General features: G+C 42.2%; 12 protein-coding genes and 1 pseudogene. 8 read left to right on the top strand and 5 right to left on the bottom strand.

The window, feature by feature from the left end:
* Positions 1-418 precede the first annotated feature (418 nt).
* Entirely contained in the window at positions 419-1,480 is a 1,062-nt protein-coding gene (locus MJ595_RS19400; RefSeq protein ID WP_263079717.1) for a LysR family transcriptional regulator, read from the top strand.
* 95 nt (positions 1,481-1,575) lie between these two features.
* Here MJ595_RS19400 and MJ595_RS19395 read toward each other — a convergent pair whose 3' ends face one another.
* From MJ595_RS19395 to MJ595_RS19385, 3 genes are all read right to left on the bottom strand, one after another.
* The gene (locus tag MJ595_RS19395; RefSeq protein WP_263079716.1) at positions 1,576-2,370 is read right to left on the bottom strand and encodes an NPP1 family protein; all 795 of its coding nucleotides are present in this window, start codon (positions 2,368-2,370) and stop codon (positions 1,576-1,578) included.
* A gap of 207 nt (positions 2,371-2,577) precedes the next feature.
* Complete coding sequence (locus MJ595_RS19390; protein WP_263322427.1) at positions 2,578-3,231, bottom strand: IS630 family transposase; 654 nt, start codon at positions 3,229-3,231, stop codon at positions 2,578-2,580.
* Complete coding sequence (locus tag MJ595_RS19385) at positions 3,153-3,626, bottom strand: helix-turn-helix domain-containing protein (RefSeq protein ID WP_263078037.1); 474 nt, start codon at positions 3,624-3,626, stop codon at positions 3,153-3,155. Before MJ595_RS19385 ends, MJ595_RS19390 begins: the two co-directional genes overlap by 79 nt.
* Before the next feature lie 721 nt (positions 3,627-4,347).
* Between MJ595_RS19385 and MJ595_RS19380 the strand changes: the two genes are divergently transcribed.
* From MJ595_RS19380 to MJ595_RS19370, 3 genes are all read left to right on the top strand, one after another.
* Positions 4,348-5,685 carry an IS1380 family transposase gene (locus MJ595_RS19380; RefSeq protein WP_263078015.1) on the top strand — a complete coding sequence of 446 codons (1,338 nt, stop codon included), beginning with the start codon at positions 4,348-4,350 and terminating at the stop codon, positions 5,683-5,685.
* Between the two features lie 544 nt (positions 5,686-6,229).
* Positions 6,230-7,477 (top strand): hypothetical protein, encoded by a 1,248-nt coding sequence (locus tag MJ595_RS19375; RefSeq protein ID WP_263079714.1) that lies wholly within the window; start codon positions 6,230-6,232, stop codon positions 7,475-7,477.
* A gap of 71 nt (positions 7,478-7,548) precedes the next feature.
* The gene (locus MJ595_RS19370; protein ID WP_263079713.1) at positions 7,549-8,115 is read left to right on the top strand and encodes a hypothetical protein; all 567 of its coding nucleotides are present in this window, start codon (positions 7,549-7,551) and stop codon (positions 8,113-8,115) included.
* Between the two features lie 11 nt (positions 8,116-8,126).
* Here MJ595_RS19370 and MJ595_RS19365 read toward each other — a convergent pair.
* Positions 8,127-8,345: pseudogene (locus MJ595_RS19365) on the bottom strand (IS481 family transposase); the annotation flags it as partial.
* A 106-nt stretch (positions 8,346-8,451) separates the two neighbouring features.
* On the opposite strand from MJ595_RS19365, the gene MJ595_RS19360 reads away from it, so the two are divergent.
* The 4 genes from MJ595_RS19360 (at position 8,452) to MJ595_RS19345 (ending at position 12,630) form a co-directional block, all read left to right on the top strand.
* On the top strand, positions 8,452-8,844 hold the full coding sequence (locus MJ595_RS19360; RefSeq protein WP_263079712.1) for an RHS repeat-associated core domain-containing protein: 393 nt from the start codon (positions 8,452-8,454) through the stop codon (positions 8,842-8,844).
* Between the two features lie 17 nt (positions 8,845-8,861).
* Positions 8,862-9,083, top strand: coding sequence for a hypothetical protein (locus MJ595_RS19355; protein ID WP_263079711.1), 222 nt, complete (start codon positions 8,862-8,864; stop codon positions 9,081-9,083).
* Between the two features lie 297 nt (positions 9,084-9,380).
* Positions 9,381-9,941: a cytochrome b/b6 domain-containing protein gene (locus MJ595_RS19350; protein ID WP_263079710.1), complete on the top strand. Its 561-nt coding sequence runs from the start codon at positions 9,381-9,383 to the stop codon at positions 9,939-9,941.
* A 637-nt stretch (positions 9,942-10,578) separates the two neighbouring features.
* The gene (locus tag MJ595_RS19345) at positions 10,579-12,630 is read left to right on the top strand and encodes a hypothetical protein (RefSeq protein ID WP_263079709.1); all 2,052 of its coding nucleotides are present in this window, start codon (positions 10,579-10,581) and stop codon (positions 12,628-12,630) included.
* Between the two features lie 62 nt (positions 12,631-12,692).
* Here the strand turns inward: MJ595_RS19345 and MJ595_RS19340 are convergent, their stop codons facing one another.
* Positions 12,693-14,030 (bottom strand): dicarboxylate/amino acid:cation symporter, encoded by a 1,338-nt coding sequence (locus tag MJ595_RS19340; RefSeq protein WP_263079708.1) that lies wholly within the window; start codon positions 14,028-14,030, stop codon positions 12,693-12,695.
* Positions 14,031-14,264 lie beyond the last annotated feature (234 nt).

The raw sequence follows: 14,264 nt of genomic DNA, 5'->3' as shown, positions 1-14,264 counted from the left end.
CAATAAATTATGGTGTGGATTGCAATTTATATGAGGTAAAATCAAATGGAGCTATGGTGGTATTAAATTTTTTTTATCAGTAAAATAGAAATTTATTAACTGTTGTTTAGATTAGTATGTCTAATTGATGATAATAGTCAAGCTGTCAGAGTTGTGTTTCTGGTGATTTTTCAGATCCAGCTTGAGAGGAATATTTTTCCTGTAAAGTTTATTTATGTTGTCGTTATTTTTTGGAAAAATATACCTAAATAAATCAGGGGTTAGATTATTAGAACAATGAAATTTTTTGATTTGGTAAAATTAATTACATTGCCATGACTGTGAGGGTTAGATGATATGTATTTTATAGAGTAGGATCTCAGCGAAATATGGCTGGGGGACTGTGCATTGAAATATTTGTTCAAAATAGTGAGAATCCATGAGTGAGGTTATAGATCATAATCGTATAAATCCGCTGGTTCAGCTAAATTTAAACTTGATGCCTTCCCTGTATGCATTGCTAAAAGTTAAGAGTGTATCTGCGGCAGCAGTAATGGTTAGAGTCAGCCAGCCAACCATGAGTCGGAATCTTGGGCAGTTGCGGTTGATATTTCAAGATGATTTATTAGTTAGAAATAATGGCCATTGTTTCAGGACGGCCAAAGCTCAGAAATTATTACCTCTAGTTGAAAAAATGGTGATTTCAGCGAAAGCGCTTATGGATGTAGCGCATGATGATTATAAAGAGAGAAAATTTACAGTAGCTTTGCCTCAACATATTATTGAGCGCTATCAATCATTATTGATGAGTAGTCTATACAGGGAGGGTTTAAATAATCGGGTGCTTATAAAAGCAAGGGATGGCAATATCCTCAAGCATGTACTGGATGGTGGTTATGATTTGGCAGTTATGCCGCAGCGAGCTGGGCAGGAGGTTGAGCAAGTAGAGGGTGTTGTGTATTCTGCGCAAAAAATAACCAGTGTTTTGGGAATTTTAGTGCTTGATAGTCATCCTCTGGCTTCCAGGTCAATGACTTTCTCGGATTTAGGGCAATACCCGCTTTACGCGGCTTCTACCGCTTTGGAAGGGCTTTTTGTTGACTACGGGCATGACAGGCAGCTAGAGCGAGTGGAAATCATCAATTACCCTTTATTTAGTGCAGTGCTTGGTATGATGAAGGCGGGTAATGGTATGGTACTGGCAACAGGGGAGCATGGTTACTCTGCCTCTGGTGGGGATATATCATCCAGGGCTTTGTGTAATGCATATAATAATTATGCTGTTGCTAATAGTGCCGTGATAGCGGCAAATAATTTGCCAGAAGAGGTGCCGGGGTCGAGTGATTTAGTATTTAAGGCACTGCCCGGGGATTCATATGAAGTTGAAAGTGCTTTCGTGTGGCCCAAATGTTGGAATGATGATTTTGAACATCGTCGTTTAAGGAAGGTATGTCTTGATCTTTTCCTCAAAGTGCACGGCATACAGGGAGTCTGTGAATAAAGATCATATATCAAAAATTGTCCGGAGGCGGTGGAAAAATGGGAAGTTCACGACCTACTTTTAAACCACCTCCGAGTCAACCTTGTTGAGCGGGATTAAGGTTTAGATGCTACGATATCGCTATCAGAGAATTCGGGGTAGCCCTTTGGTCTGAAGGAGTTCAGGTTTGTTCTGAAGTTGCTGTCTTTGATTGGAAGTATGGCGTTGCCATAGTCAAAGCGATTGAGCTTATACCTCATTACCTCATTATTGAGACCGTTGCCTTGTATTTCATACCAACTGACAATCGTTGGTGTAACCCAATAGCCATAATCGTTTTCAGCAGTTTCATCTGGCATGGCAAATCGCATTGAATGAGTAGATACTCCTTCTTTATGGTAAACAAATTTTGGATGCTCACCTTCAAATGGTATGTCAGCCCTGTTTTTGGTATCTAATTTACCATGGGCGCTGGCACTGGCATGGGTGATTTTTCCATCTGTGGTCCAGATAGCTACATGCTCCCAATCGTGGCGATGACCAAAAGCATCCAGGCCGGCTAGAGCCTGATCCTTTTCAAAGTATAAGGCATAAAAATGGCCGCAATACTCTGAGTTATTAGCACCTGTTTTACAGGCATATCGATGAAATGTGTTTGAGATATCGAGGAATCCCGGGTCATGACAATGACCGTTTAAAGCTCCGGTGGTTTTTAAGCCAGGGTTTTGTTCTCCATTTCTGCTAATGCCTGTGGCTGGATAGCACCCATCGTCATCGAAGTCAAAAACCGGGTATACATTGTCAATGATCCCATTTTGTGGCGTTGCTTCATCCAAATGTGCAAATTTAGCAGCCTGTGCTGTGGTGATAGTTGTAGCGGCAATTATGGCTAAAATAATATCTTTTTTCACTATGACTTCTCAAATGCTGCGGAAAGCTGTATGGTTAATATTTAATCTTATTGAACGGCTGGGTTAGCTGAAATCGTCCTATGTCATTTATGTTAAGGTGGATTTTTTTGCATAGTAACTATTAAATGCTCAAATGACTAGTCCTTTAAAACTCAATCCAGCTTTTTTTGAAAGCTATAAGTAGTGTATAGATTGCTTTCGAATAATTTAACCATCCAGTCGGACAGTATTAGAAAATGAGATCATATACTCCTCTCCAAATGAAAAAAGCACCCGTTCAACTTCTTTTTCAAATTCCGCAAAGCTCTTGATTGACAAGAGGTTGAGCCATTCATACTTTATTTTCCTCCACAGGATTTCAATCAGGTTGAGCTCAGGTGAATATGTTGGCAGAAAGCAGACCAGCAATTTCTTTTCAATCATCCAGTCATCAATTCTGGCACAAAACTTTTTGCTGGTGTGAATGCTGGCATTATCCACCATAACTACCGTGTAACGATCATTTGAGCTGTATTTTTCATCTGCCATTTTCTCTGCAAAGTCATCAAAGGCCGCAATCACCGTATCGCTATTCACTGAACCCACAACAGGATAATGAAATAGCTCACAGCTTCGGTTCATAAACCCCAGTACGTTGATGCGTTTACTTTTGACTGATGGTATTCTGAGCTGCTTTCCTTTTTCCTGCCAACCGTATGGCACACAAGGTTCCTGGGTAAAGCCGGACTCATCAAAATAAAATAAATTGATTAACCCTTTGCTCTCGGCTTCCTGGGCATCTTTCAGAGCAGTTTTACAGTCATGGAATTGCTCTTCGTCCCGTTTATGTTTGCATGATTTACGGAGTCTTTTGTAAACCAGCCCTGCTTTTTTACAATGTTTGCCAGAGTAATTTTTGATGAAGATTTACCGGTTTCATCCTCGATCTTGGATTTGACATACGATAAGCGACGAGGCTCTTCAGCCACTAATTCTTTTATGCGTTGCACTTCGGATTCGTCATATATGCACGGCCTACCGCCACCATGCCCCTTGTACAAGGCACGAATACCATATTCTTCCCAATCATCAATCCACTGAGAAGCAGTTTGATATCTAATTTCAAGTATTTCGGCAATTTGCTCAAGGGTAAAGCCACGATTGCTCAATAAAAGGCTATGGGCTCTTTCCCTTATACATCTCAGAGGTCCGTAGTGTTTGGCGAATTTCAAAGTTAATAAAACAGCTTCATCAGTGATTGTAGTGACGTACTTCATAGGGAGAGGGATTTAAAGACCAGTACTCTCTTTATAATAGAGTAAATGTATCATTCAATAGCTATCTGATCGTTAGATCAAGAAGTAGATTTCTCGTACTGGCCGAACATCCAGTTTATTTGAAACCAAACTATGACCTACTTATCAATAATATAAATAAATATATTTGGTTTTTATATAAATTAAGGTGCTCTAATTAAGTTATTGTTTTTTTGTATGCTCGCCTGCTTTGATATTTTCATATCCAGGGTGGTTCAGGGCGATTGTATCAACCTGAAGACCTGAGAGACCTTAGTTTGATGTAATGGTCAAAAATCTAGATCAACCATTGATAATAAGATGAAGCCAGCGCAATGCTACTCCATCCCCAATTAGCCTGGCAGCTATGCGCTATAAAATAAGTCGCTTATGTCGAACTAGGGTTCTAGGGTTTGTGGTTTTTTTATCTTACTTTTTATTATTGGTAATATATTTTTTTTGAAAATTATAAGAAGAATATATAATTTAACTGTTTTTTTATAAAGCAGATATTTGTTAATGAATTGTTTATGCTTTTTCGGTTAGTATCACATAGGGGATTGTGTAGGCTTAATTGTACCAGGGTTAAATAATACCTGAATCCGTGAGTTCACTGTAGCCCAACTCCTCTGGATCAACCACAAAACGTAAGTTCCAAGTTAAAATGCACCCACTCTAATTTTCACCACCTGGGTGCATTTTTGTGAAACTGAAAATTGAACAATCACAGACGGAATTTTATACACCGGTCGCAGGGCTTTATTTCGTTGGTCATGCACTCAACAAAAAGACAGCGTTAAGCAAATCCCTGCGCAAAATAAAAAAAAGGCACCGTATCACTCATATCGACCTGATCAGAGCTTACTGCGGCCAACTGGCTCAGGGTAAAAGTGATTTTGATAATGTTGATAATAACCGGGATAACGACTGGTTCCGGTTGGCAATGGGCATTAAACAAATGCCTTCAGCCAGCCGCTTAAGACAGCGTTTCAATGAAGATGCCGCCCAACTGATTCCTTTCATCGAGGACAGCCTTACCGATGTCCTGGTTAATCTTCAGGTGCCCGTCACACCCCTTCCGAAAAAACTCGATAAGAAGCAGCACATACCACTGGATATCGACGTATTCCCTATGGATAACAGCAATACCAAAAAGGAGGGGGTCGAGTACACGTATAAAAAATTCTTTGGTTATGCCCCTATTGCCGCTTACTTTGGCTGCGAAGGCTGGTGCCTGGGATGTGAATTACGCCCAGGCTCTCAGCACTCCCAGAATGATTTTATTGGCTTTTTACAAGCAGTGCTGCACCGCAGCCGACGTTTGACCCGAGCGCCTATTCTGGTTCGCCTTGATAGTGGCCACGATGCTGAGGAATCGCGCCGGGAAATCGCCGGGTTCAAAGGTGTGAATCACATTATCAAGCTCAACCCAAGAAAGTATCACACCAAGGAACACTGGCTCCCCATTTTTGAAGAAAAGCAAGTCAAATGGGAGGAGTCGCGTCCAGGAAAGAGTTATGCGACACTCTCAACCGTCTATGAAACCAACTATGGTAACCAGCGTCTGATTATTCGCATTATCAAGCGTACCACTGATACTGTAGGGCAGAGATTTCTGACACCCGATTATGAGCTGGAAGGATGGTGGACAACACTCAGCGAAGCTGACTACAGCGATGATCAGATCATTAATCTTTATGAGGATCATGCGACCAGCGAGCAGTTTCACAGTGAGTTGAAGACTGATATGGATTTAGAGCGCCTGCCTTCAGGCAAGTTTGACACCAACGACCTGGTGATGTGTTTGGGTGCACTGGTCTATAACATTCTGCGCTACATGGGGCAGAGTTGCTTGCTCGGGCCAGATGCGCCGGTACGTCATAAAGCCAAACGACGCCGGTTAAAAACCGTGATACAGGAACTCATCTACCTGGCTGCCCGTCTTCTGAAAAAAGGACATCAATACCGGCTACGCTTTGGTCGTTACTGTCCTGGTTTCAGGTCTTTCCATCAATTAATAAGCCAGCATGCACTTTGTTGATTGAATAGCGAGATAGAAAAAAATGCCATAAATGAGAAAGTACTGTATTGATAACGGTAGGGCTTCTTTCAACCTGTCTTCAAGTTTGATGATATTTTGATCAGCATTTATGCTTAAAAACGACATAAAAACACTTCAATCAATAACCCGAGTTATTTTCAAAGGAAAAAATTAATCAGCACATTTTCAAAACTGCCGGGCAAATCAAGAAATCACGGATTCAGGTAATAAATATTTTAGAATATAACTAAATAAGCCTTGCTACCTGAAAGGATATATCAACCACACATTCTAACTACGCTACTGCTCTGACCTGAAGGAAAGTACTCATTGAGGCTTCTCACAATCCCTGTGGGGTACAGAGTAGCTGGGCACTACTCATCTTTCCACCTTGTTTTGGTATCTAAATGACTATGCCCATTATGATAGTTAGAGAGTGCGGTTGGTGTTATTTGATGGTGAGTGTTTTTTGCTCGAAATGAGCCGTTGTATTCTGAAAGGTCTTATTATTATTCTACTTACCTATGCATAGGGGCATTCCTTTATGAATATGAAAAAAATAACAATGGCTCTCTTTGGGGTGGGGGCTATTTCTTTACCTCAGTTGTCTATTGCCAACATTGATTCTTTAGATAAAGTTGATCATATTTCAGTTACTGTTGGGACATCTAATAGTATGACGCCTGTGATATTTAATAATGGGCGAAGTCAGGCAGAAATAAGGGTGAAATTTCATCTTATTCCTGGAATGAGTTTAACGGCAGATGAGCTTGATGATCTTGGCAGGCGACTTACCATACATAATAAGTCCAGAGCTAATGTTCAGGAAGGTAGCGCAACGGATGATGATATAGCATCGAATAGAAACCAATTTTATATACAGGAAATAGAAAATAATTTTGATCCGGTGCCTGTTGCTGGAGGGGGCAATAGTAAATTTGCTGCTGCCGGAGTAAAGCACGGTGCCAGAGATACCGTCTACCGCTATATTACTTCAACGGGAGTATCCCAGGATGATATGGAAGTTTGTGCCATGGTTGACTCCGGGAAATCCTATGGCGGTACTGAGTTTAATACCTGTAATGATGAAAACACGCCAAAGATAAAGGTTCGGCAGAGTTTTCAATACAGCTCGAATGACCTGAGTGTAGAAAAAAAGGATATCCAGCGAAGAGATGGCCTGAGTTACCGGGTATATCAAATACGAATCCGGAACAATCAATTCCCCAATGCCAAGATAGTTGATGCCAGAATTATAGGGAATGTTTCCCAGGCCAGTAAGCTACCTGAGGGGATTATGCTGAGGGGGGCCTTTAAGGTTCAGTCTGGACAAAAGGTGGATGGTAGTGCCGGAGGGGATAAGGCGGCTAACTACTTGATGCGTCCACTTCATCTCTATGAAAACGAACCTGAAGCTAATTACGGAATACGACCCGCCATGGCAGGGTGCTGGATACCTGAGCCGGGAAATAAAGCGTATTACAGTACCATTGATTCAAAAATAAACTGGGCAACCAGACCTGTTAGGTTACCTAGACCAAGGGGTAATGTAAAAGATGAACCAATATGGAGTGAGAATATTTTACCTGCGAATACCCTGAGTAGTGGAAGCTTGAACTGTGTCAGGTTTGAGGTGGGAAGTGAGTCAATGGAAACAAAAAGGAAAATGCCTTTAACCGTTAACTACCCTCTTCCATTTAATGGGGGAAAGCTGGTCATTCATGATAATTATGGCAATGAAATTAATGGGTCCATATTTAGCAATGGTTGGGACCTTGGTTTGTCTATCTAATAATTCTATTTAACCGGATGAGCTGAAAAATGAAATTTAAGAATACGCTTCTAATGAGTTCCTGCTTACTATTGAGTGTAATTCAAAGTGTTTATGCCGACTATAACCCTGACTGGCACGGAAAAAAAATGGGTATTGAGCGGTTAAGGGAAGGTGAGCCCATACCTACACACACTACATTTTGCATTTATTCATTTGCCACAAATAAATTCATCACGGCTGAAAAAAATACACCTGATGTATGGGCGGATAGTTCAAGTTGTCTAGGAAATAGCTTTGCGCAATTTTATGTGCAGCCATCGTTTAGCTATAAAGGGGCCACAGTATATGATCCAATAAATAATAAAGGTATAAATGATAAAAATTATATTGTTATAACAAATAATGATTATCTTTATTTTGAACATTATAAAGAAAGGCGTGTTGAGGCTACGCCCAGGGTTGTAGAGGCACAAAAAGCAGATGCCAGTATTTTAAAGGCTACACCCTATCAGTATGCCCATTCAGAAATGTTTCACAACTTTTCAAAAATGAGCGAGCGTGGTTTTTATACCAAAGATACCGAGCGTGGAAGAATTAGAACAAATGGTAAAGGGGAAAATGTAAACGATCGTGCAATGGTATTAAAGGTTTATTAAAATTGTGTGATTCATAGACATCGTTTCAACTTTCTAAGCTCTAGGTTCACTTTGTAAACAGGATGCTGAATGCGCTCCAGTGCAGGTTCGTATTCAGCTTGAACTTCTTCTGTATATGGCGTTTTATCTATAAGCTCAGATAGTCTATCCATCGGCGTTTTTCAGTAATGGGCGTTATGAGGCTGCTGCTAGTTGTAGTAGTGTTGCCACTCAGCTAGCAGATCATCCAAGACGCTGCTGTACTTCTCTGTTCATAACACCGAATAATGGTGAAATGATGTCTATGAATCACACACTTTACTGGATAGTTGTCCTTCCCTGAACCGGCGGCAATTTTTGCTAAAAGGCTCTATTTTTTCCACTGCCGCCTCTATTTTGTGTCTTGGGTCCAGCCATAAGGCCTTTGGTCTGTTAATACCCTCCAGGCAGGATGATATGGAGATTTCACCCCTGCTGTTAGAAGCTATCGGTTTTAATGGCGAAAGGATTGACCCTGCGACGGGGCTTTACCACTTGGGGCAGGGTTACCGAACCTATAATCCTGCCCTGAAGCGTTTTCATCAGTTTGATAGTGATGCCTCACCCTTTGGAAGGGGAGGGGTCAATGGTTATCTTTACTGCTTTAGTAACCCCGTTACTTTTTATGATCCCACGGGCCGCTCACCGGATTGGGCCGCTATAGGACAAGGTATTGCAGGCTTGTTAATTGCGATAGGTGAAGTGGTCTAAGTTTAGGTTCCAGTTTATTGGCTAAACCTGAAGCAACGCCAACAAGGACAAAGGAGTTGGGAGTTGGTCTGGCGGGGCTTGAGGGTTATGAATATAACACAAAAGAAAGGGATATGAAGTTTGCAAGTGATATGTTGGGGTTTGTCAATGGCTTTGTAGATGATGTGTTTGCGGCAAAAGAACTCTACGGTAGTGTTGAGGCGTATATGCAGGATCTGCAGATACGGTCTGCGGCTTAATTGTAGGGTAAATGTAGGGGCTATTGACGCTTGATCATGAGCACACGAGCAAACGTCAACAGACCCTAGAGAGCACTGTTCATTCGGATCTTGTGGGGGATGCCGGAGGTTCTCCACAAGTCCTGATGGATAGCTGGTGTTGACAAAGGCTGAAATTCCTTTTGGCAGCACTTGTTAATTTTGGGTTAAAAACATTAGGTTTTTGTTTTTTTGTTTTCTGTATTGCTCTATGTCAATGCAAAAATGCAAATAATTTGTAACCTCCGGCCACCATTTTTTTTGATGAAGGATAGGGCGATGAACAGCTCAACAGCCTGTTTTGATGATTATAATAACGGCCATGACATGGAAGACTCTAGATATAAATGGCAGCAGATTTATCTGCACTGGATTTCGGCAGCTGTCATTTTTTGGGGATTATTTACCGGGTTTTATGCAGCATTTGCCAAGCCGGATCCATTTATTGCTAACTGGATTGGTTTTATTAATGTCTCTGCCACTACGCTGTTTATTCCTTTTTTTATTCTAAGATCGTGGTTCTTTTTCAGATATGGAAAACCCACAGTGTCTAAAAAAATGAAGGGGCACCAGCTGGCTTATACTGTTCATGTACTGATTTATATCAATATCCTTATCGTGATGGTTTCTGGTGTGTTAATGATGGAAAGGCCCATCAATGTCTTTAATATTATTCAGTTCTCTCAGCCGCTAACAGATGCTGTGCTGACCCATCAATTTAACCTGGTTCATAAATTTAGTTGTATGATTCTGGGGGTTCTTGTTTTTGGTCATGTGGCTGCGGTGCTTTACCATGAATGTCTGGGGCGGTTGGTAATGAGAAGGATGTGGCGTGCTTAATGGGTTAGTGGGTACGTCTATTTCAGCTCTTAGCCAGAGATTGGGATTACTTATCAAAAAAACATAAGTAGATATATTAGGTAGCCTTTGGGCTGCCTTTTTTTATCTGGTGTATTTTTAGTCAATAAAGTTGTTTTAATTCTATCGCTATTTTATGAATTATTAGGTATTACTGTATTTATTAACTTTTCCTGATAATCTTTTGTTAATTTAAGTTTTTAAATGACGGTTTTCAGTTTTTTTTGTTTTTGTGTTGCTCTATATCAATAAATAAACGTCAATCCTTTGTAAGATTTGTGTCCAGTTATTGTAAGAGAGGTTGGCTAGTGAATAGTTTAAGGAGGCGTGAAGAATTATTATTTTATCCTTTACTGTGGCTGCTCCTTTGCAATCTTTCTTGTTTGTTTTAGATATAAAAGCCTTTATGTACCCTAATGAATCTTAATTGGATGATTGCTTTTCAAACAATCGAAGTCTTCAATTAGACTGATGGAGTATTCAAGGTTGTAACTATGAATATCTTGTGGGGTATGACTGTTATCATAGATAAAAACAGTTGCATCAAGGCTATTGGGGCAAGGCACTGTAAGGTGGCTGGTTTAAATTATTAAAAATAATAGGAGCCAGCTTATAGCTGGTGCCTATTGATAAGTGTACTGTAATTAAGGGTGTAGTAGTGAAACGATTAAGCTTTGCCATTAAATTGGCAACATCACTAATGGTTGCATCATCTGCTTTTGCTCAGGCTGTTCCTGATATTCCTGATACAGCAAAGGACTATAGCGATGTTGCATTTAACTGGCAGCAAAAGCATTGGTTATTAAATAGCTTTCAAAATAGTGACTATGGGGAAGTCATTAGGGTTTTAAGTCCTTTTTATTCAGAGGATACCACTAAATTTCCTTTTGCTAATGGTGGTAATGAATCCATTGTGCCGGACTTTTTTCCTGAAGAGGGGTGGGAACTGGTTAGCCGTAATATGGGTTTCAATAAAGAGGGGAAGGTTAAAACCCATAAAGACTATAGTTATCCCTATCTGGTTCTCTATAACCGGGCGAGGGGGGTTGCCCGGGTGATTGCCTACATTAATCATGCTCCCTATACCTTTAATAGCATCGAAATATCGCTTTCCTCATCCGTTGCCGGTAATCAGGGTAAGCGGGTTAATCTGTTCTCCACCTATAAACCGACAGGACTGGTGGATTCAGCCAGTTATCCGGTTAAGGCTACAGCGTTGGCGCCTCTGTATGCCCACGACTCAGGCCAGTTTATTTATGGGGACATCCCTATTACCTTTGACCCATGTGCAGCCCTGGCGCCCTATAATCTCGATGTAAAAATTGCTCCAGTGCAAGATGCCACCCTGGTGCTTGGTGGTAAGCAGATGTCTACGGATGTTCCCGTGGTGAGAGGGGGGCAGTATATGGATGATGGGTTATTGGCCTCCTACCTGAAAGATGGTAACAATCTGGATATTGATAATCTGGGAGTGCTGACCTACAACAATTACAGCCAGATGGTCAATCAGATGGATACGGAACGGTTTGCCAAGGCCGTTTATAAGGAAGAAGGGGATGAAACCCTGGATACCATGGTGAAGATATTCCAGGCTGGTTTTAAAGTCGGTTCAACAGGAGCCACCATGATGGGAGTACCTGTTGCTCCGGGTGTGCTCAGTGCTGCATCTGAAGGGCTGAATTATCTGAATTTCACACCAACCAGAACCCTGGATGGTTTTAAACTGCCAGAGCCTTCCAGTTATCTGAGCATTGGTGAACTGGCTCTAAAAGGCAACGCCAGGGTTGAGTCCTCCGTTCGTACTATGTCATTTCCACTGTGGGGTTCAAAGGACAGTGCCGGTAAGCTGCCTGGTTTGTTTAATTTGATAGAGGTGCCAACCGCTGAAGTCTTTACTATTGAAGTCCCTGGTACAGGAGACTATTCATACATTGCCGATGACGGTTATACCATAAAAGGGGCAGCCTTCTGGAATGATGAGTCCGAAGACTATCGCTACCGTTTCTTTAAAGGTCCGATTCTTTCATTTAATTTGCAGCAGCTTGGCGGTGTCCTGTCACCACTGGCGGAGAAAAACGGCTATAAAGTACTGGTGGGGCTGGAAGCACGAACTCAGACCACTCAAGCCGCTGATGGTCAGGTGATTGATAAAAATCAACCTAAGAAGGTATGTGGCTATTTTAAATGCGCTGAGGATGAGGGACTCACCCGTGAAGTGGTCAGCTCTGATTTGGTAGAATTTGACCAGTGGGAATCAAGCTTTGGGCTTAAATCCGTTAACTTTTCATTGCCTAAGCTGAGCAACCCCAGTCATAGCAGTACATCGGAATATACGTTCAGAAACTTCAACCTCAACTTAAAGGTTTGGTTGGTGCCCAAGCATCTTATGGAAGACTATCAGGGGGATATTTCATCCCTTAGTCGTGAGGAGCTGGCGGCATCGGCACAAATGCTGACGTATCCCATTAAATTAAATAAAGTGACATTCCCTTACAGGGATCCCAGAATCAAAACAGCATATGCTATGAAGGTTAAAGAGAAAGGAGGCTTTGCAATGCTGCCACAGAGCATCAGGAAAGAGTCTGCCCGGAGCAACCCTTTCAGAACCAACACTAACCTGCGTACCCGGCTGAATAGTAGCGAGCTGGCAAAAATGTGCCCGGTTAAGTGAAGGTTTTGAATTTCTGTAAGCAGCGGTTAATCCAGAGCTGTTAATAACAGCTCTGGACGTTTTTAGTGATTGGTTACAGGACGGTCTTGCTCTCCGATGTTGATTTTATGAAAATCAATATGCTCTTCACGTTCACCTGCATGAATATCGTTATAGATATCGGTATTCAGCCCTCCCTGCTGCTTTGCAACAATACAGGTTACCGCGCTGTCCCCGGTAATATTTACCGCTGTGCGAACCATGTCCAGTAAGCGGTCAACCCCCATAATCAAGGCAATGCCTTCTAATGGCAGCCCCACCTGTTGTAGTACCATTGCCAGCATCACCAGCCCAACACCAGGCACCCCGGCTGTGCCGATTGAAGCCAGTGTTGCAGTGACAATCACCATCATATAATCATTGAAGGCCAGGTGGATACCAAATGCCTGGGCGATAAAGACGGTAGCAACCCCCTGCATAATAGCAGTGCCGTCCATATTAATGGTGCTGCCTAAGGGGACGGTGAAAGAAGACACCTGGTTGCAGGCTCCCATACGACGGGTTACGGTTTCCAGGGTAACGGGAATGGTGGCATTACTGGATGCTGTACTGAAGGCGAACATAAAGGCGTCACGCATTTTTTTCAAAAAAATGCGGGGGTTCAGTCCAGTCAGTAACTTCAACAGGCCGCAGTAAGTGATCAGTACCTGGAGTATTAAAACGCCAAGGACAACAAAGAAATATTCCACCAGGCTAAAGATGGCGCTTAAGTCAATACTGTAGAATAGTTTGCCCATTAGCCCCATCACTCCGTATGGAGCCAGGTTCATAATCAGGGTCACCAGTTTCAGCATGGCTTCATTAAGGGCGCTAAACAGTTTGACCAGTGGTTGGGCGGGCTTTCCGGCAGCGGCAATGGCAATACCAAACAGAATAGAAAAGACAATAATTTGCAGGGTGTTTCCTGATGCCATGGCGCTGATTGGATTGCTGGGAAACATCCCGATCAATACGTCAACCAGGGAAGGTGCTTCACCGGCAACGAAATTGGCGGCACTTTCCAGGTTGGCACCTTTGCCAGGGCCGATTAACAAGGCTACAGACATGGCCAGGGAGATGGCGATGGCGGTTGTTAGCAGGTAAAGAGCCAGGGTCATGCCACCAAGGCGACCTAAAATGGTGATATCTTTCAGGGAGCAGGTACCGCACACAATGGATGTAAAGACCAGTGGTACCACTATCATTTTCAGAACGGTTAGAAATATCTGACCGGTCATATGGAACAGGCCGTTGATCAGGTAATCTTCTATCAGAGGGTGGCCAGTAAAAAGATTGCGGAAAAGTAACCCCATCAATAAACCTGCCACCATTCCAATAAGGACCTTGGCAGTGAGGGAAAGTTGAGACCAGCGTTTCATCATAATAATTATCCTTTGTTGCCTGACATGATCATTTCTCGCGCTACTGATGGTGCTTGTCCATCAGCTCTGGCGGGGATGCTTCAGGAGGGAGATTCTGCGGACTATAAAAAAGCAGTAGTCGGAACTGTGTTGGGTTTGACTCCTTTGTTGTATGGATTTTTAGGCAGTCCGGAGAGTAATAGCTGACCGGTAAAACTACTTATGATCTATGTCAATAAATAGTGGGTTTTATCT

The sequence above is a fragment of the Endozoicomonas sp. Mp262 genome (genome assembly GCF_025643335.1).
Lineage (GTDB): Bacteria > Pseudomonadota > Gammaproteobacteria > Pseudomonadales > Endozoicomonadaceae > Endonucleibacter.
This window is presented reverse-complemented; position numbering and strand designations above follow the sequence as displayed.